This window comes from Mycobacterium fragae (assembly GCF_002102185.1).
Classification (GTDB): domain Bacteria; phylum Actinomycetota; class Actinomycetes; order Mycobacteriales; family Mycobacteriaceae; genus Mycobacterium; species Mycobacterium fragae.
In genome coordinates, this window is record NZ_LQOW01000031.1 from 664,492 (window position 1) to 682,771 (window position 18,280).

Genomic DNA, 18,280 nt, shown 5'->3' on the forward strand with positions numbered 1-18,280 from the left:
CTATTTCGAGCCGACCTCGTCTTGATATTTCTTGGTCATGTGCTCGATGGCTTGCATTTGCGTCTGGGCGAGGTCTTCGCGCACTTCGCCTGCCCGCGTGGCGGCATCGAGCGTCGGCTGCGCCTGGCCTTGGAAATGCGGCATCACTTCGGCGGCAAAGAGTTCGGCGGACCGTTTGGTCGCCGCCGGATTGGCCCACTCGTGGCCCATCTGAAGCAGGCAACCGAAGCCGCCGGACTGATCCCATAGCCGCTGCACTTGCGCCCGTGCACGTTCCGGCGTTCCGATGACGCCGGCGCCGTTGTCGTTGATGACGTCGATCATCTCGTCGAGCTGATCTCCTGGCATGGTCATCTGTGGGAACGCGGCGACCTTCTGGAAGTAGCGGAACCACGGCTCGATGCCGAATTTCACGTCGGCGCGGGCCTGTTCGTCGGTCTCGGCGATGTGGAACGGACCGACCAGGGACCAGTTCGCGCGGTCGACCTGCGTACCGAACGCCGCCGCACGCTCTTCAACGATGCCCCAGTGATAGGAGAGCGCGTTGAAGCCTTCGATCGTCAACGTCGCCCCGATGGATAGCAAGCCGATGCCGTGCTTGCCCGCAAGCCGCGCGCCGGTGGGCGAGGCGACGGCGGCGACCGCCAGTGGAATCCCGCCGTCGGAGTATGGCGCGAGCTGCAGTCGCGCATCGAACAATTCGTGAGTGGCGGTTTTCGCGGTCACCGTCTCGCCGGCCAGCAGGCGAACGACGATGTCGAGGTTGGTTTCGAGTAGCTCGCGGGTGTCGGTGGGGTTCAGCCCGATCATCGCGGAATCGGTTGGTAGCGAACCAGGTCCGACTCCGCCGATCACTCGCCCGTGAGTGAGGTGATCAAGCAGCATCAACCGGTCGGCGACCCACAGCGGATTGTGGTAGGCGAGCGAGATGACTCCGGTACCGAGCCGGATCCGTTTGGCCCGCTGCGCAGCGGCGGCGATGAAAACCTCTGGTGAGCTGATGATCTCGCTGCCCGCCGAGTGATGTTCGCCGATCCATACTTCGTCGAAGCCGAGCGCGTCGATATGTTCGATGAAGTCGAGGTCCCGCTGCAACGCAAGCGTCGGGTTGGTGCCCGCACGGTGAAACGGCGCGATGAAATATCCGAACCTGAGCTTGGCCATTTAAGGTCCCCTTGCAATCGAGTTGCCCGAACCTTAAACCCGCCGGCCGCGCTCAGGCCAGCGAAGCGGACATTTCGGCTGTGACCGGCTATCTCACCGCCACTGCCCGATCACGGCCAGCCGCCGCAACCCACTCCGGGAACGCAGCCGCCGCCACCGCCGGGACCGCCGCCACCGCTCGGGCCGCCGGGGATGCCGCCGCCGCCACCGCCGGGGCCTCCGCCGCCGGTGGGGCCGCCGGGGATGCTACCGCCGCCACCGCCGGGGCCTCCGCCGCCGGTGGGGCCGCCGGGGATGCCGCCGCCGCCACCGCCGGGGCCTCCGCCGCCGGTGGGACCGCCGGGGATGCCGCCCCCGCCACCGCCTGGGCCTCCGCCACCGGTGGGGCCGCCGGGAGGTGCCACGCTCGACGACACGGTGGTCGTTGTTGTCTTCGTGGTGGTCGTGCTGCTACTGGTCGGGCCGCTCTTGCCGCCGCCGCCGCATCCGACCGCTACCACCAGCATGGCCGCGCCGCCGAACAGAGCGATCGTTGTCCGAGCTTCAGACCTCATCTGAATTCCCCAATCTCTCAGGTCCACGTCCTGATACCCGGGACGCACCTGCGCAAAACGCGTCAGGTCCGTCTGGACAACTGGGCTCGTATCAGCGGGGCGATCTTGTCCGCCATATACGCGTGGCCGGCGTCGTTGGGGTGTACGCCATCAGGACCGATCAGGTCGGGCCTGCCGACAAACCAGCCTTCGCTGATCGGGTCGGCGAACGATGCGCCCGCATCACGGGCCTGGGCGGCCAGGGTGTCGCGAACGTAGAGGATGTCGAAGGGCGGATCGGAAGTCGGCCACGGCGGCCCGATCACCAGCAGCCTCGCCGATGGTGCAGTGCGGCGCGCCAAATCGAAAGTGTCGTGGGCCATTCCGGCCAACCGCAACGGGTCGCTGCCCTCGTCGTTGCGCGAGCCGAAAAACACCACCAACGCATCACCGGGGTGGACCGCCCTGGAGGTGAGGTCCTCGAAAACGCTGCCGTGGTCGCCGCGGACGACGTAGCCGGCTCTGCCCTCCGACACCACGTCGGGTGCGATCTGCATGCCCTGGTGAGCCAACGCCAGCCACACACGCGTGGTCCATGCGTTGGACCCCAGGCCGCCTTCAGCAGTGCCGGTCGTATAGGAATCCCCGACGACCGCGATGTGATCCACTGGGGCCCCGCGACTCACGGTCTGGAAAGGCCTCGGCGGCGCGGGCCGATGGCCGACCATGCCGAACACCACCGCCACCGAGATGACGAATGTGGCCAGACGACCCACTACTACCTCCACTGTGCACGACCTTGGCCGCGTGCGGCATCAATGTAACCCGTCCGTGCCAATCGGGGATCGTACTTGATCAGCTGTGCCGCAGCATCGTTCGCCTGCCGGGGCGATGTCTACCCCGCGCGCGCCGAGACCGACTTTGGCCGCGCTTCGAGGACACGGTCGATCGATTGAACCCTGCCGGGCACCGGCGCAGCGGTCGGGTCGGTGTGCAGGTCGGTGATCGGCGGTCCGTCATGAACCATCCTGCGCATCCACCGGCGCGCGGGTTCTTCAACGGTGTGGAACAGCACGGCAGCGGCAACGACGGTGATGGTGAGCAGGCCGGCAACGATCAGTTTTCCCCCCGAGCCGTGCAGGGTGAGCTGGAACTGCTCGGCGGTCCATGTCCAGGACGTGTGCACCAGCTCGTGCACCATGTACACGCAGAACGAGATCTGCCCGCCATAGACCATCCATCGGGTGGACAGCAGCGTGGGCAGGCTGCCCGCGCCGATCGCCAGCGTCATCACCAGCGGCACGAACAGCACGTCGACCAGCCCGCCGGTGTCTTGGACTCCGTGTAGCGGATGCGCGTCGAACAGATACAGCAATCCGACGATGGCGGCGATCAGCAGCAAGGATGCATACCCGGCGCCGCGGCGAGCGCGATCGGTCAGGCGCAACCTGCCCACGGCGGCGGCCACCAGTGCGCCGGCCGTGAATTGCATGACGATGCGCGGCAGCCAGCTCCACGGCGTGTAGAACTGGCCGCTGATCAGCAACATCACCACCGGCGGCAGTGAGGCGCCCACCGCCAGCCACATCAGGCTGCGTGCTCTGGTCGCATGCGCCATCCGGAAGATCACCAGCACCAGCACCCCGAACAGCAGGTAGGCCAGCCACTCGGCGCTGATGGACCAGGCCGGCCCATCCCAGCTCGAGCCGTCGAAGTACGGCTGGAACCACAGCTGGACCAGCAGGATCTGACGCACGTAGCTGACCGCGGTGAGTTGGCTCACTTCCTTGGACGGCACATGACCGACGTGCAGCGTGAAGATGACCCACAGCGCGGCCAAGTGCAATGTGACCAGGTAAACCGGCCATACCCTGGCCAGTCGCAGCCAGAGGAAGTGCAGCGTGTCGCGCGTCGACCACGACCAGCCCATCCGATCGAGGTAGTTCCAGGTCAGCACGAACCCACTCAGAATGAAGAACAGGTCAACGCCCTGTGCGCCGCAGTTCAGTACCGGAGAGAGCGCAGTGCGGAAACCGGGCGAGGCGTCGGCCAACAGTGGCCGGAAGTGGAACAGCACTACCCACAGCGCCGCGATGATGCGAAGTCCTGTGAGGGCCTTGATCTCTCCGCTTCGCACAACACTCTTCCCGTCAGGCCACCGCTACGTCGTGTACCACTGCTGTTTCGTCCGTGCCACTATGCCGGGCCGCCGGTCCGAGCGGCCCACCTCCACGTGGCCTCACAACGGACGGCGATGGGAGGGTATCAGTGCGATCGGCCGAAATGCGAGTCGGCGACCCGGTGTGGCTGATAACAATTGCTGAACCAGCTGGTCACGCGGCAGGTTGAAAACGAGGCGCGACGACCGCGCCGTCCGCCAGACCGAATTGCGCTGCCCTCGCCTATCCCCCTGTGCGGCAGCGGGTTTCATCGCCGAGACCTCGCCGCCGTATGGCGAATTTCTCCCACCGTCACGCAAAGTATTGACTGGGTCCAGAAAAGTGCGCATATTGTCTGTGTGTCCTCGATGTCGGACTACGCGGACCAGCTCCGGATGGCGGATCTGCGCGTGACGCGTCCTCGAGTCGCCGTTCTGGAGGCGGTAGAGGCGCACCCGCATGCCGACACGGAAACGATTTTCGACGCTGTGCGTTCCGGCCTGCCGACGGTGTCCCGCCAAGCCGTCTACGACGTGCTGCATGCATTGACCGCGGTGGGTCTGATCCGGCGAATTCAGCCGTCGGGCTCCGTCGCTCGCTACGAATCCCGCGTCGCCGATAACCACCACCACATCGTCTGCCGGTCCTGCGGGGCCATCGCGGACGTCGACTGCGCGGTCGGCGAGGCGCCCTGCCTGACCCCGGCCGACGATAACGGTTTTTCCCTCGACGAAGCCGAGGTCATCTACTGGGGCCTGTGCCCCGACTGCTCGACATCACCAACCAGGACGCGATCACAGATGTGATCGCCCCTTTCACCTACCGCTGAAAGGAAGGACCACGTGTCCGAGAGCGAAAACCCAGTAATCGACGCGCCGGAACCCAAGGCACACCGGCCGATGACGAACCGGGACTGGTGGCCGAACCAGCCGGATCTGTCGATTCTGCACAAGCACGCGCCGCAGGCCAGCCCGATGGGAGAGGACTTCAATTATCGGGAGGAATTCAAGAAACTCGACGTCGAGGCGCTGAAGCGCGACGTCTTCGAAGTGATGACCACATCGCAGGACTGGTGGCCGGCCGACTACGGCCATTACGGACCGTTGTTCATCCGGATGAGCTGGCATGCCGCGGGCACCTACCGCATCCATGACGGTCGCGGCGGCGGCGGCGAAGGCTCGCAGCGCTTCGCCCCGCTCAACAGCTGGCCCGACAACGCCAGCCTGGACAAGGCGCGCCGGTTACTCTGGCCCGTCAAAAAGAAGTACGGCAGCAAGATCTCCTGGGCCGATCTGATCATCTTCGCCGGCAACTGTGCTTATGAATCCATGGGGTTCAAGACGTTTGGCTTCGCCTTCGGGCGCGAGGACGTTCACGAACCGGAGGAGATGTTCTGGGGTCCTGAGGACACCTGGCTCGGCGATGAGCGGTACAGCGGCGACCGGCAACTCGCCGAGCCGCTCGCGAACGTCCAGATGGGCCTGATCTATGTGAATCCCGAAGGACCCAACGGCGAGCCGGATCCGCTTGCGGCGGCGATCGACATCCGGGAGACGTTCGGTCGGATGGCGATGAACGACGTCGAGACGGCGGCGCTGATCGTCGGCGGCCACACCGTCGGCAAGACCCACGGTGCCGGCGATGCCGATCTCGTCGGTCCCGAGCCCGAGGCTGCGCCCATAGAGCAGCAGGGCTTGGGCTGGAAGAGCGCCTACGGCAGCGGTGTCGGCAAGGACGCGATCACCAGCGGTCTCGAGGTGGTCTGGACGCCCACCCCGACCAAGTGGGACAACAGCTACCTGGAAACTCTGTACAAGTACGAATGGGAGCTGACCAAGAGTCCGGCAGGCGCGTGGCAATACACCGCGAAGGACGCCGAGCAGGTTGTCCCGGACCCCTTCGACGAGTCGGCGAAGCGCCTGCCGACAATGCTGGTAACGGACGTCTCGATGCGGATGGATCCGATCTACGGCAAGATCACCCGCCGCTGGCTGGACCACCCCGAGGAACTGGAAGAGGAGTTCGCCAAGGCGTGGTACAAGCTGCTGCACCGCGACATGGGGCCGGTCTCCCGCTACCTCGGCCCGTGGGTTCCCGAACCCCAGCTGTGGCAGGACCCCGTCCCCCAGGTCGATCACGAACTGATCGGCGAGCAGGACATCGCCGCGCTGAAGAGCAAGCTGCTCGACTCGGGGCTGTCGATCCCGCAACTCGTGTCCACGGCATGGGCTTCGGCGGCGAGCTTCCGGGGCACCGATAAGCGAGGCGGCGCCAACGGGGCCCGGATCCGCCTTGCGCCGCAAAAGGATTGGGAGGTCAACAGCCCGGCGGAGCTGGCCAAGGTGCTGCCGGTGCTCGAGAAGGTCCAGCAGGACTTCAACAAGTCGCAGTCCGGTGGCAAAAAGGTCTCGCTGGCCGACCTGATCGTGCTCGGCGGCTGCGCCGCGGTCGAGCAGGCGGCGAAGAAGGCCGGGTTCGACATCACGGTGCCGTTCACGCCGGGGCGCACCGACGCCTCGCAGGAGCAGACCGACGTGGAGTCGTTCGCCGTGCTCGAGCCGAAGGCCGACGGGTTCCGCAACTACCTGCGGCGGGGCGAGAAGCTGTCGCCGGAGACCCTGCTGGTCGACCGGGCCTACATGCTGAACCTGACCGCGCCGGAGATGACGGTGCTGATCGGCGGGCTGCGCGCGCTGAACGCCAATTTCGGTCAAAGCAAGCACGGCGTCTTCACCGACCGCCCCGAGACGTTGACCAACGACTTCTTCGTGAACCTGGTCGACATGGGCAACGAGTGGAAGGTCTCCGAGTCGACCGAAAACGTCTACGAGGTTCGGGACCGCGCAACGGGCGAACTGAAGTGGACGGCCACCGCCGTCGACTTGGTGTTCGGGTCGAATTCGGTGCTGCGCGGTCTGGCGGAGGTTTACGCCGCCGACGACGCCAACGAGAAGTTCGTGCACGACTTCGTCGCGACGTGGAACAAGGTGATGAACCTCGACCGGTTCGACCTGGCCTGATCGCAGCCCGGTCGACGATACTCTCGCTGTTGTGCCGCGGCTAATACAGCGGCGACCATGCGGACGTGCGCAGTAGTCGGCTCTGCCACTGGTCGCGGTACTTCAGGGCGTCGAACATGTAGGTTCCGGGGCCACGGTGCTCGGGCGGGATGTCGGTGGTCAGTAGATGAACCAGGGCCGCGTAGTCGTTGGTCGCGTCGATCTTCTGCCACAGCATCGCTTCTCGGCGCTTGTAGCTGCCATGCGCCACCTGAAAGCACGCCTGGATTTCGAGCACGCGTCGGCCCGGCGGCGCCTTGGAAAGCACCCGATAGTAGATCTCGTCCCAGGAGCGGATGTAGTCGTCCAGCGGCGCGCTGGGCCAGCCGGTGTCCTCCATGAACAGGCTCAGCGGGTGCGTCGCACCGTCGGTGGGAACCGTCGTCAGGTCCACTTCATGCAGCGGTGACCACTCGACCGGCAGCAGGATCTTGCCGGTGACGTCGTGGCGCAGGTTGTCCAGCTCACGCATCCACGGGGCCAGATCACCCGTTTGGGCGCGGCGGGCCAGATCCTCCCACGCAGCGCCGTCGGCGATGCCCGTGATGGTGACCACGTTGTAGGACACCCCGGTGCCGTGCGCGTGGTTGGCATACCAGAGCAGCCGGGCGTCGTCCTCTTGCGCGAGCGTCGGCATCCAGCCCTCGCGGTAGGCCGCCTCGAAGTCGTCCTCGCGTGCGCCGACCACCCGGTGGGTCTCGTGAAGGAACAGCATCGCCACGTCCTTTCGGCTCAGGCTCCGTCCGCGATCAACGCGGCCAGTTGACGGCGATTGACCTTGCCGGTTTCGGTGTACGGGATTCGCTCGAGGACCATCAGCCGCTCGGGCAGCTTGAAATAGGCGATTCGCTCACGACAGTGCGACCGCAGCTCTTCGAGCGTCACCGGGGCGCGCGCCACCACGGCGGCGCCCACCCGCTGACCCATCTCCTCGTCGGTGACTCCGGCGACCGCCACGTCGCTCACCGCCGGATGGGTGCGCAGCGCTTCCTCGACCTCGATCGGCCCGAACTTCTCTCCCCCACGATTGATGGTGTCGCTGAGCCGCCCGGCCGGATAGATATAGCCATCGGCATCCCGGCGCGCGAGGTCCCCCGTGTGCAGCCAACCCCCGCTGACGTTTTGGCCGGTTTTGACCCACAACTCACCGACGTTTCCCGGCTCGACGTCGGCCCCGGTGTCGGGGTCCACCACCCGCACTTCGACGCCGGGCAATGGCCTGCCCACCGATCCCACGCGGTTGGGATCACGGTGGTCTTCCGGCAACAACGTGGTGTAGGCCCCCAGCGTCTCGGTTTGCCCGAAAACGTTGGCGAACGCCACATGCGGCAGCGCAGCCATCGCGCGGCGTACCAATGCGACGGGTGCGGCGGCGGCCCCGTACGCGACGGCGACCAGCGAGCTCAAGTCGGTGCCGGAGAAGCGGGGATGGTCGAGGATCCGCTGCAGCATCGTCGGCACCAAGAACGCGGTAGCCACGCGGTGCTCCTGCACCAACCGCAACCATTCCCCGGCGTCGAAGCGATCCTGGACGACCGAGGTGTTGCCCGCATACAGGCTGCCCAGCATGCCCAGCGACCCGCCGACGTGGAAGAACGGAACGCACATCATCCCCACTGCGGGCGGCACCTCGGCCCGAAACGGCGGGGCAATCCCCCGGATCCGCGCACTCAGCTGTGCGCCGGTGATTGCGACGGCCTTCGGCAACCCGGTCGTTCCGCTGGTGAACAGCACCAGGGCGTCGCGGTCGTCGACCTGCTCCACGTGCGGCGGAAGCGGGCCGTCGCGCAATAGGTCGGCCGACAAGACCTTGGCCGCGCCCGCATCCAAGAGCCCGCGGGCGAACGTCTGGCCGGCCACCCCGACCGGTGCGCACCCGGCGTTGTGCATCAGACCCCGCAGCTCCGGTGCGGTGAGCGCGGGATTCATCAACGCCGCCGCCGCGCCAATGCGGGCCGCGGCGAGCACCGTTGCGATCGACAGCAGACTGCCGCCGTCGACGACGGCGACGCGAGTTCCGGGCTCGACCCCGTTGGCGGCCAGCCCTCCGGCGCATTGTTCGACGGCGGTGGCCAGTTGGCCGTATCCGATGACGTGCCCACCCATGATGAGCGCCGCGCGGTCGGGATCTGCGGCGGCGACCGGGTCGATGAGCGTGCCGATGTTCATGGGCCGCTCAGTACAGGGGTGACCACGAGGAGGTGCGAAGCAGCCGGCTGACCCATTGATCGCGTAGGTCCAGCGCGTCGTACATCCAGGTTCCGGGTGCCCGGTAGTCGGGTGGAATCTCGGTGTAAAGCAGGTTGAGCAGCGCCTCGGGCTGGTGGATGCGCTGCATCAGCACGACCTCACGGCGCAGCTGGCTGCCCAGGGCGGGCTGAAACGCGGCCTGGATCGTCAGCATGGAATCCGCTCGGTCGAGGCTCTTGGAGTACACCTCACCGCAGCGGTCGATGTATTCGGTGAACTTCTCCTTGTACGGCCACATGGTGTCTTGCATGTAGAGCGTCAGCTCGTGCTGGCGCCCGTCGGCCGGAACCTCGTCGAACGACATGTCCTGCAGCGGCGACCACGGCAGCGCCAACAGCAGCTTGCCGTCGACGTCGTGGCGCAGCTCGTCCAATTCGCGCATCCATTGCCGGAGATCGCCGCGCTGAATGCGATGGGCCAGGCGCTCCCACGCCGCTCCGTCGCGAACCGCGGTCACGGTGACGACGGTGTAGGAGGGGCCGCTGCCGTGGGCGTGGTTGGTGTACCACAGCAATCGGGCGTCGTCTCCGTCGGCGAGCATCGGCATCCAGCCGTCGCGGAATGCCGCCTCGAATTCGTCTTCGGCGCGCCCGCGCACCGTGTGCACCTCGTGCATGAACAGCATGCCGAGACCTCCTCGAGCGCTGCGCTCCACCCTGAACGCCCTCGCTCAACGGACGCTACCCCGTAGACAGCTGAGTTGAGAATCTGGTTTCCTCAGCTGATGGCGAGGTTGAAGGTGCCCGACGGCCCTGGCGGCGAGGCCGCGATGATCTGGACGTTGCGCCCGGAACTCGGCGACATGGTTGAGCGGATGATCCGCGGCGCCTACCAGCAGAGCATCCTGCCGCCCGACGAGCGTGAACTGGCCCGGATGCGCATCGCGCAGATCAACGACTGCGTTGCATGCTCGGACTTCCGCGCGCAGTCGGTGCTCGAGGCGGGCATCTCACCCGAGCTCTATGACAATGTCGCCACCTATGCCAGCTACCCCGGCTACACGCCACGGCAACGCCTTGCCATCGAGTACGCCGAACGGTTCGCAACCGACCACGGGTCGATCGATGACGCCATGTTCGGGCGGCTGCGCGAAGTCTTTTCCGACGAGGAAATCCTCGATCTCACACTGTGCATCGCGGTTTTCCTCGGTTTGGGGCGCTCGTTGACCGTGCTCGGTGTCGATCAGTCCTGCGCGATCGACCTCTGAGCGAGGACGAGTGGACATCGCGTCGGTCGACGAACTGCTCACCACCACGCGGTCGGTGCGCAAACGCCTCGACCTGAACCGGCCGGTCGGTCGCGACGTGATCCTGGAGTGCCTTCGCATCGCGATGCAGGCGCCGACGGCGAGCAACGCACAAGACTGGCGGTGGCTGGTGATCACCGACGCCGACAAGCGCGCCGCGATCGCCGAGATCTACGGCAGCATCGGCGCAGAGTATCTGGCTCAGGTCGCGGCCACCGAGTCCGATCCGCAGACCCGACGCGTGTATGCCAGTGCGCTTTCGCTGACCGAGACGCTGGCCTCCGTGCCCGTGCATGTCATTCCGTGCCTGCAGCGCCGATTCGACGACGGTGACCGGTTGGTGGCGGCATCGGCCTGGGCCTCGATCATCCCTGCGGGCTGGAGCTTCCTGCTCGCGCTTCGGTCCCGCGGTCTGGGGTCGGTGTGGACGACGATGCATTTGGCCAAGGAGCAGGAAGTCGCCGAACTGCTGGGCATCCCGGACACCGTCACGCAGGCCGCACTGTTTCCGGTGGCATACACGATTGGCACCGACTTCCGGCCGGCCTCGCGCCCGCCGCCGGAAACCGTCACTTATTGGAATAGCTGGGGAGAACGCTGATGCAGTCCTACACCGTGCGATTCCATGTCGACGCGCCGCCGAGGAAGGTGTGGCGGGTGCTGCATCCGCCGGCGCCGCCGAACTCGCCGCGGCCTCGAGTCCTCGAGTGGCCGACCGGTAGCATGGAAATCCTGAACGAAGGCGACGAGGCCGGCGAGGGGCTGGTGCGCACGTGTGTCTTCCCGGTGCCCAAATATCTGCTGTCGGGCGGCAAGGGGCGTTCGTGGGAAACCGTGACCGAGGCGAAGCTCAACAAGCTGTCCCGTTATGTGGCGATCGGCAAGCCGCTGTGGTCGCGCGCCGAGGGTTACCACGAACTGGAGGAACAGCCCGACGGCACCACGGTGCTGACATTCCATGAGACCTACCACGCCTACAACCCGGTGCTACGTTTCCTGCTCGAACGACCGGTGCACGCCAAGATTTCCCGGGACAACCTCGAAACGTACGAGCAGGCGCTCAGCTATGCCGGCACCGTCAAGCGACTGAACTAGTCCTCGACGCTGTAGTTTCGGCAGTCAAATTCCTTTCTTAGCAAAGTATTAGCAGCTGCTCCCGGTGACCTTAGAGTAACCGGATAACGTCGCGAACAGTTTGAGGACTGGGGGCGGCAAATGACCGATTCTTATCCATTCGAATGCGGTGGCGCCCGGGTCAGGGCGCAATGTCGCCACCTGGCAACCGTGGTCACGATCACCGGCGCGATCGACGCCATGAACGTCGACCACCTCAGCGAATACTGCCAGCGTTTCATATTGCCGGACAAACCGATCGTCCTCGACTTATCTGGTGTGGAATGCCTTCCCGCGCAAGGAATTCGATTCCTGTACCGCATCGACGACAAGTGTCGCCCGGCGGGACTGGAATGGGCGCTTATTACAAGTCAAGCGGTAACCCGGGTGCTGCGGATTACCAAGGACGAGGCCAGCTTTCCCACCGTCGGCTCCGTACATCAGGCGCTGGGGCACTTCGCTGACGCCACCTCTAGACGCCGCAAGATGTTGTTGCCGCTGCTGACCAAGACCGCCTAACTCGCAATATCGGCCGGTGCGCGCCGGGGGCAACGTCGTATGCTGCTATTTGTGAGGTCAAAGCGAGCAGCACTTGGCGCCGCGGCGCTTATTCTCGCCGGTTGGTGCACGAACAGCGGTGTCGCCGGTGCTGATCCGCACGGACCCGGGCCGCCGCCTGGCCCATCACCTGGCCCATCACCGTCACCGTCACCTGCGCAGCAGTCTGGTTCCGGGCCCAAGACCACCATCGACCACGACGGCACCTACACAGTGGGAACCGACCTCGTTCCGGGCGTCTACACCACGGCTGGACCCGTCAAGAACGGCACCTGCTACTGGAAGCGGCTGGGCAATGCAGGCAGCAATGACATCATCGACAACTCGATGAGCAAAAAGCCCCAGGTCGTGCAGATCGCTCCGACAGACCGGGCGTTCAAGACGGACGGTTGTCAGCCCTGGCAGAAGAACGACGCGGCGACCCCCGAGCCCACCAAAGCGCCAGGCGGCGCCGGTTTGCTGGACATCATCGGTTCGCTCATCAACCCCTCCGCCGGACAGCCGCCAAAGCCGTGACGACTTAGTCGCCGCGGCAAACTTCGGGTATGGAGACCGTCGAGTATGCGCCCGGCCGGCTGGTCGACGTTTTCGGCGATCCCGCACAGCCCGCCGTCCTGTTGTGGCACGGCCAGCAGAGCAACGCCCGCGCCGCCTGCCGTCCGCTCGCCGACCTGTTGGCCGGCCATGGCCGCGGTGTCGTGGTGCCCGACTGGAACTCACACGCCGACGACGGTGGTCGGGCCGATCTGCTGCGGTCGCTGGATTTCGCCCGGGACCGGATTGAGGACCCCGACGGCCTGGTGCTCGTGGGCTGGTCGTTGGGCGGCGCGGCAGCGGCGGGGCTGACGACGCAGGCAAGCCACTACGGTGTCCGGTTCGCTCATACCGTCTGTCTGGCCGGTGCCTTCCTGGTCGCCGACCCGATCTCCGGAAAGCAACCCGCCGCGGGACTCCCGTCGGAGGAGAACCGGACGCCGTTCACGTTGCTCCATGGCTTGGCCGACGACGCCGTACCGGTCGCGTGGAGCCGCCAATTCGCTTCGGCCCTCGAGCACAACGGCTGGCCGGTGCAGGTGGTCGAGTTGCCCGCCGATCATGGATCGATCGCCGGCGCGGTCTACGACCCGGTCGCCGACCGCTATTCGGCCGCCGAGGACGGCGACACATTGGCGGTTGCAGCAGACGTGGCCGCCCGCATCGCGGCCGTATCGGTTGCTCGCTAACCCTGCTCTAGCCAATCGCGCAGCTTGGCGTAAACCCGCGGGTGATTGAGCAAGTCGAAGTGATTCAGCCCGCTCAGCGTCGCCCCGTGCTCATCGTCGAACGGAACTCGCCGCGATTTGCCCCGGCCGGAGGCACTGTAGGAGCGCACCAGGTTGTCGCCAGCGATCACCCCGACCACTGGTCGGGCGTCGGTTGCAGCCACGAAATGATAAGTCGCGCCAGGCAGGAACGGCACCTCGCGGCAACGATCGCGCAGGAATTCGTCGGGATCGGCGTCGCACCAGTCCTCGTCGAGGCAGGCGCCGAAGCGCAAATCCTTTACACCGTCGCTGCGAGCATTCAAAAAGCTTGCGATAGCACGCGTTTCGGGCAATCGCGCCAGCGCCCACGATGCGATGTTCACCCCCTTTTCCAGATCGGCCCCCAGATGTGGCGAGCCTAGGCACACAACATGACTCACCATGTCGGTCCACCCATGGTGCTGCTCAACGCCATAGTGGCAGGCGCTGCGCGCCACAAGCCCGCCCATCGAGTGGCCCACCAGCACCAGCTCGCTGAGCGGGACGGGCCACTGCGCTTGCAATCGGTCCAAGATGTCGGCGAGTTGTCGTCCGTTGACCGACACGTGCAGCCCGGTGTTGTAGCGCAGCAGGACCGGGGTGAAACCCAGATCGTCGCGCAAGCGGTCACCGTAGCTGCGGGTGTCGTCACCCTCCCGCGGCCGGCGAGACCACCACCGCTCGGTGTGGCACCAGCCGTGGATGAAGACGACTACGCGCCCGGTTGCCGTCGGAAATGCCTCGGCCAGCGACTCAGCCTCCGGCGGCACCGGCTTGCCGCAGTGCCGGATCGCCATTTCGCCGGCGAGCCGGTTGCCGCGCTCACTCAATTGATGCCCATACAAGCCGTTGATCGCGGCGATGGCCTCGGCAACCCCGGCGCGTGACTCGAGGGCATCGTCGCCGTCGTCGCCCCAGATATCAGCGGCCATAACACCCGCTGCGTGGCCCGCGCCACGAACACCGCGGCCCACGCCGCGGTAGATACTGCGCGCCAGACCGTCGTGGATGACTCTGGTGGGAGTGCCCAACGGTCCGATCGAGTCGAAGGCGCGGCTGGCAATGCCGTCGTGCATCTCCTGCACCACGCCCGTCACCACCGACGACGCCTCGGCCGCCAAATCACCGACCGCGCGGACATCGCTGCGCTGCATATCGCCCCTCCGATGTCGTTGGACCTGCGGATTTGTCCACTGAGTATACAAGCGTTTACTGTATGTGCTGTGCCGAGCCGATAGGAGCACTGATGGACGCGACCTTCTCGCTGGAGCTGCCGGAGGAAGTGGCGCACGTCCGCGACTGGGTGCACGAATTCGCCGAGTCGGTCGTCCGCCCGGCGGCAGCCGAGTGGGATGAGCGTGAAGAAACTCCGTGGCCGATCATCCAAGAGGCGTCCAAGGTGGGGCTTTACACGCCTGACTTGTTTGCCCAGATGGCAGGCGAGTCAAGCGGTTTGGGCATGCCCACGGTCTTCGAGGAAATGTTCTGGGGTGACGCCGGAATAGCGTTGTCGATTTTGGCGACCGGTCTTGCCGCGGCGGCGCTGGCGGCTAACGGGACTCCGCAGCAGCTCGCCGAGTGGCTGCCGCAGATGTTCGGCACCCCGGACGATCCCAAGCTGGGCGCGTTCTGTTCGTCGGAACCCGGGGCGGGCTCTGACGTCGGAGCCGTGCGCACCCGGGCCAAGTACGACGAAGCCTCCGATCAGTGGGTGCTCAACGGCACCAAAACCTGGGCCACCAACGGCGGCATCGCCAACGTGCATGTGGTGGTGGCATCGGTGGAGCCCGAGCTGGGCACCCGTGGCCAGGCGACGTTCATTGTGCCGCCCGGCACGAAAGGACTGTCGCAGGGACAGAAGTTCAAAAAGCATGGCATTCGCGCGTCCCACACCGCGGAGGTCGTTCTCGACGATGTCCGCATCCCCGGCGAGCTGATCCTCGGCGGCAGAGAACGTTTCGAGCGCCGGCTGGCCAAAATCCGTTCCGGTGAACGAACATCCAGCCAGGCCGCGTTGATGACGTTCGAACGCACCCGTCCGGTGGTCGGGGCGATGGCCTTGGGCATCGCCCGTGCCGCCTACGAGTACGCGCTGGACTACTCGTGCCAACGCGAGCAGTTCGGCAGGAAAATCGCCGAATTCCAGGCCATCGCTTTCAAGCTGGCCGACATGAAGAGCCGCATCGACGCGTCCCGGATGCTGGTGTGGCGGGCCGCCTGGATGCAGCGAAACAACAAGCCGTTCAGCTCGGCCGAAGGCTCGATGGCCAAACTGTTCGCCAGCGAGACCGCGGTGTATGTCACCGACGAGGCCATCCAGATCCTCGGCGGCAACGGCTATACCCGCGAATACCCGGTCGAGCGGATGCATCGAGATGCCAAGATCTTCACGATCTTCGAAGGAACCAGTGAGATTCAGCGACTGGTCATCGGCAGAGCGCTGACCGGTCTCCCGATCCGCTGACGCGACACCCGGGTTTTCGCCCGGTGCCCCGGGGTATCCGTCCCCCATGCGAGTGGCGGTGATTGGCGCGACAGGCAACATCGGCACCAGTGTCGTCGAAGCTCTCGCTGCGGATGATCAGATCGAAGCGATCGTGGGCATCGCGCGGCGCCGGCCGACATGGCAGCCCGCCAAGACGACGTGGGTGCAAGCAGATGCCGCAAGCGATGAACTCGAGCGCCACTTGCGCGGGGCGGATGCCGTCGTGCAGCTGGCATGGATCTTTCAGCCCACCCACAACGAGCTCACCACCTGGCGCAACAACGTCCTCGGCAGCATCCGGGTCTTCGACGCCGCCGCGCGCGCCGGGGTCGGGGCGCTGATCTACGCCTCGTCAGTCGGTGCGTACTCCCCCGGCCCGCAAGATCGCGGCGTCGACGAATCTTGGCCGACCCATGCGCTGCCGACCGCGGCCTACGGCCGGGAGAAGTCGTATCTGGAGCGGGTGCTCGACACATTCGAGCGCGACCACCCCGACGTCCGAGTAGTGCGATTGCGGCCGGGCTTCATCTTCAAGCGGGAGTCGGCATCCGAGCAGCGTCGGCTGTTCGCCGGGCCGCTGCTGCCCAGCACACTGGTTCGGCCATCGCTGTTGCCGGTGATCCCGGACCTGCGCGGCCTGCGCCTGCAGGCCCTGCACTCGAGCGACGCTGCGCAGGCCTTCCGGCTCGCTGTCGTGCAGCCGGTTCGCGGGGCGTTCAACGTCGCTGCAGATCCCGTGCTGGATGCCCGCACCCTCGGGCAGCTGCTCAACGCACGCCCGGTCAAGCTTCCGACGCGCCCGGTCCGAGCGGTGATCGCCGCGGCATGGAATCTTCACCTGGTGCCCGCCAGTCCAACGTTGTTCGATCTGGCGCTGAGCCTGCCGGTTATGGACACCACACGTGCCCGCACTGAGCTCGGGTGGAACCCGTCGCGAACCTCATGTGACGCCATCCGCGAATTCCTCGATGGGCTCCGGGCGGGTAGTGGCATGGGCACGCCGCCCCTCGAGCCAACCGCCGGCGGGCGGCTGCGTGGTAAGGAGTTCGCAACCGGCGTCGGGCAGCGAGACCTTCCCCGCTAGCGCTGCGCGCGCAGTTGCGCTTTGGCTTCTCGCACCGATTCCGCGGCGTCGCGGCTGGCTTGCTGGGCCCGGTCGTAGGCCTTCTCCGCGGCGCTGAGGTCTCGTTCGGCCGCGCGCAGTTTCGTGCGAGCCTCGTCGCGACGCATCCTCGCCGCCGAGAGCTCGTCGCGACGCTCGGTCAGTGCATCGTCGGCCTCGGCCTTGGCATTTTCGGCGGCGGCCAAGGCTGCCCGCAGTTCGTCGACTTGACGGCGCGTGGTCCCATCCTCGGGCGTGGGCTCGGCCGCCGCCGCTTCGCCGAACCCGAACCCCGACCAACTCTCCGCTTTGGATAGCCTGCCCAGCTTGGCTGCGACCTCGGGGTCGGCGATCGCGGCCTGCAGCGTGCCGGTGACATCGGCACGCACTGCTTCTGACGCATTTTCCAGCCCGGCTGCCCGGAAGGCGGTGCGGGCCAGTTCGCCGACCAGATGGTGTTGCTCCGCCGACAGGCCGCGGATGCGCTGCCCGTCCATCGCGGCGTGCGCGTCCCTGAGCTGGTCGCCCAGCTCGGAGAGACGCGATCGAATTTCCTTGTGCTGCAGCGCAAGCCGGTTGACTACCCACGCCGCCATGGTGGGTTTGCGTGCAGCCGAGATTCGCTTGGCCGCGGCAGCGTCACCCCGCTGCTTGGCCTCTGCGGCCAGCTTGGCGCGCAGGGCGGTGAAGCCATCCGGCTTCACCCGGTACAGCTCATCGAGCTCGTCGACCACCGTGCATCGCCGGTGTCAGTGCGCTCCCGCGTTTGCCTCTTCGGCGGCACCGTTCATGACCACCGCCTCATCCCAGCCGTTGACGTACGTCTCGGTGGACTGCTCGGCGTCGTCCAACCCTGCGGCCACCCGAAGGGCGGCAATCAGCTGCTGGACCTGCGCCGCCTCCTGGTCGGTTGGAGTGGCCCCGGCCTCGAGCTCGTCCGGAAGCTCCGGGCGAAGCCCGACGCCTTTGGCCGCCTCCTGAGCCGACAACTTGGCATGAATGCGCGCGGTGTAGAGCTGCTGGCCCAGCGTCGCTCCGGGCGCCGCCGCGGCCCGCTCCATCAGATCGTCGTAACGTCGCCGCACATCGGCCAGCGCCATGATCACGGTGGGTGTGGACCTGCTGTGGCTCGCGGCGTCGGTCAGCGCGGCGCGCAGCTTGCGCATGCCGGTAAGAACCACCTCGGCTCGCTTCTGAAACTTCTTGTCCTCGGGGAAAGGCAACGAATCAATGGCGGCCCGGTACATGTGCATCGCCGCCTCGGCAAGGTTCACAATGACTGGCGCTTCACCTTGATTTTGATCGAATTCGCCCATGACCCCTCAATT

20 protein-coding genes are annotated in these 18,280 nt (G+C 66.1%); 10 read left to right on the forward strand and 10 right to left on the reverse strand.

Annotation, left to right across the window (positions count from 1 at the left end; genetic code table 11):
- The 4 genes from AWC06_RS21480 to AWC06_RS21495 form a co-directional block, all read right to left on the reverse strand.
- Positions 1 to 1,164, reverse strand: coding sequence for an LLM class flavin-dependent oxidoreductase (locus AWC06_RS21480; RefSeq protein ID WP_085199963.1), 1,164 nt, complete (start codon positions 1,162 to 1,164; stop codon positions 1 to 3).
- Between the two features lie 110 nt (positions 1,165 to 1,274).
- Positions 1,275 to 1,718: a hypothetical protein gene (locus tag AWC06_RS23365; RefSeq protein ID WP_169715391.1), complete on the reverse strand. Its 444-nt coding sequence runs from the start codon at positions 1,716 to 1,718 to the stop codon at positions 1,275 to 1,277.
- Between the two features lie 62 nt (positions 1,719 to 1,780).
- Positions 1,781 to 2,473, reverse strand: coding sequence for an Rv0518 family GDSL lipase (locus tag AWC06_RS21490; RefSeq protein WP_139820166.1), 693 nt, complete (start codon positions 2,471 to 2,473; stop codon positions 1,781 to 1,783).
- 119 nt (positions 2,474 to 2,592) lie between these two features.
- Positions 2,593 to 3,834: an acyltransferase family protein gene (locus AWC06_RS21495; protein ID WP_085199964.1), complete on the reverse strand. Its 1,242-nt coding sequence runs from the start codon at positions 3,832 to 3,834 to the stop codon at positions 2,593 to 2,595.
- 381 nt (positions 3,835 to 4,215) lie between these two features.
- Here AWC06_RS21495 and AWC06_RS21500 point away from each other — a divergent pair, with 381 nt between their 5' ends.
- Both AWC06_RS21500 and katG read left to right on the forward strand, forming a co-directional pair.
- Positions 4,216 to 4,662 (forward strand): Fur family transcriptional regulator, encoded by a 447-nt coding sequence (locus AWC06_RS21500; RefSeq protein ID WP_085199965.1) that lies wholly within the window; start codon positions 4,216 to 4,218, stop codon positions 4,660 to 4,662.
- A gap of 93 nt (positions 4,663 to 4,755) precedes the next feature.
- Entirely contained in the window at positions 4,756 to 6,876 is a 2,121-nt protein-coding gene (katG, locus tag AWC06_RS21505; RefSeq protein ID WP_227371116.1) for a catalase/peroxidase HPI, read from the forward strand.
- A 40-nt stretch (positions 6,877 to 6,916) separates the two neighbouring features.
- On the opposite strand, the gene AWC06_RS21510 is transcribed toward katG, so the two are convergent.
- From AWC06_RS21510 to AWC06_RS21520, 3 genes are read right to left on the reverse strand one after another with little or no spacing between them, the layout of a single operon-like run.
- A complete protein-coding gene (locus tag AWC06_RS21510; RefSeq protein ID WP_085200117.1) occupies positions 6,917 to 7,630 on the reverse strand; it encodes a hypothetical protein in 714 nt (237 codons plus the stop codon).
- A gap of 17 nt (positions 7,631 to 7,647) precedes the next feature.
- On the reverse strand, positions 7,648 to 9,084 hold the full coding sequence (locus tag AWC06_RS21515) for a class I adenylate-forming enzyme family protein (RefSeq protein ID WP_085199967.1): 1,437 nt from the start codon (positions 9,082 to 9,084) through the stop codon (positions 7,648 to 7,650).
- Positions 9,085 to 9,091: 7 nt separating this feature from the next.
- The gene (locus AWC06_RS21520; RefSeq protein WP_085199968.1) at positions 9,092 to 9,790 is read right to left on the reverse strand and encodes a hypothetical protein; all 699 of its coding nucleotides are present in this window, start codon (positions 9,788 to 9,790) and stop codon (positions 9,092 to 9,094) included.
- A gap of 99 nt (positions 9,791 to 9,889) precedes the next feature.
- Here AWC06_RS21520 and AWC06_RS21525 point away from each other — a divergent pair, with 99 nt between their 5' ends.
- The 6 genes from AWC06_RS21525 (at position 9,890) to AWC06_RS21550 (ending at position 13,305) form a co-directional block, all read left to right on the forward strand.
- A complete protein-coding gene (locus AWC06_RS21525; RefSeq protein WP_085199969.1) occupies positions 9,890 to 10,372 on the forward strand; it encodes a carboxymuconolactone decarboxylase family protein in 483 nt (160 codons plus the stop codon).
- 10 nt (positions 10,373 to 10,382) lie between these two features.
- The gene (locus AWC06_RS21530) at positions 10,383 to 11,012 is read left to right on the forward strand and encodes a nitroreductase family protein (protein ID WP_085199970.1); all 630 of its coding nucleotides are present in this window, start codon (positions 10,383 to 10,385) and stop codon (positions 11,010 to 11,012) included.
- The gene (locus tag AWC06_RS21535) at positions 11,012 to 11,506 is read left to right on the forward strand and encodes an SRPBCC family protein (RefSeq protein WP_085199971.1); all 495 of its coding nucleotides are present in this window, start codon (positions 11,012 to 11,014) and stop codon (positions 11,504 to 11,506) included. Before AWC06_RS21530 ends, AWC06_RS21535 begins: the two co-directional genes overlap by 1 nt.
- Positions 11,507 to 11,626: 120 nt before the next feature.
- The gene (locus AWC06_RS21540; RefSeq protein ID WP_085199972.1) at positions 11,627 to 12,043 is read left to right on the forward strand and encodes an STAS domain-containing protein; all 417 of its coding nucleotides are present in this window, start codon (positions 11,627 to 11,629) and stop codon (positions 12,041 to 12,043) included.
- 39 nt (positions 12,044 to 12,082) lie between these two features.
- Entirely contained in the window at positions 12,083 to 12,598 is a 516-nt protein-coding gene (locus tag AWC06_RS21545) for an Rv1352/Rv1906c domain-containing protein (protein ID WP_085199973.1), read from the forward strand.
- Positions 12,599 to 12,627: 29 nt separating this feature from the next.
- Positions 12,628 to 13,305 carry an alpha/beta hydrolase family protein gene (locus AWC06_RS21550; RefSeq protein WP_085199974.1) on the forward strand — a complete coding sequence of 226 codons (678 nt, stop codon included), beginning with the start codon at positions 12,628 to 12,630 and terminating at the stop codon, positions 13,303 to 13,305.
- On the opposite strand, the gene AWC06_RS21555 is transcribed toward AWC06_RS21550, so the two are convergent.
- Positions 13,302 to 14,519: an esterase/lipase family protein gene (locus tag AWC06_RS21555; RefSeq protein WP_085199975.1), complete on the reverse strand. Its 1,218-nt coding sequence runs from the start codon at positions 14,517 to 14,519 to the stop codon at positions 13,302 to 13,304. The two genes, AWC06_RS21550 and AWC06_RS21555, sit on opposite strands and share 4 nt — an antisense overlap.
- 92 nt (positions 14,520 to 14,611) lie before the next feature.
- On the opposite strand from AWC06_RS21555, the gene AWC06_RS21560 reads away from it, so the two are divergent.
- Both AWC06_RS21560 and AWC06_RS21565 read left to right on the forward strand, forming a co-directional pair.
- Complete coding sequence (locus AWC06_RS21560; RefSeq protein WP_085199976.1) at positions 14,612 to 15,829, forward strand: acyl-CoA dehydrogenase family protein; 1,218 nt, start codon at positions 14,612 to 14,614, stop codon at positions 15,827 to 15,829.
- A 46-nt stretch (positions 15,830 to 15,875) separates the two neighbouring features.
- Entirely contained in the window at positions 15,876 to 16,934 is a 1,059-nt protein-coding gene (locus AWC06_RS21565) for an NAD-dependent epimerase/dehydratase family protein (RefSeq protein ID WP_085199977.1), read from the forward strand.
- On the opposite strand, the gene AWC06_RS21570 is transcribed toward AWC06_RS21565, so the two are convergent.
- Together AWC06_RS21570 and AWC06_RS21575 are read right to left on the reverse strand one after the other, a co-directional pair.
- Positions 16,931 to 17,686 carry a hypothetical protein gene (locus tag AWC06_RS21570; protein WP_085199978.1) on the reverse strand — a complete coding sequence of 252 codons (756 nt, stop codon included), beginning with the start codon at positions 17,684 to 17,686 and terminating at the stop codon, positions 16,931 to 16,933. The genes AWC06_RS21565 and AWC06_RS21570 overlap by 4 nt on opposite strands.
- Positions 17,687 to 17,701: 15 nt before the next feature.
- A complete protein-coding gene (locus AWC06_RS21575) occupies positions 17,702 to 18,226 on the reverse strand; it encodes an XRE family transcriptional regulator (RefSeq protein WP_372458171.1) in 525 nt (174 codons plus the stop codon).
- Positions 18,227 to 18,280: the final 54 nt, after the last annotated feature.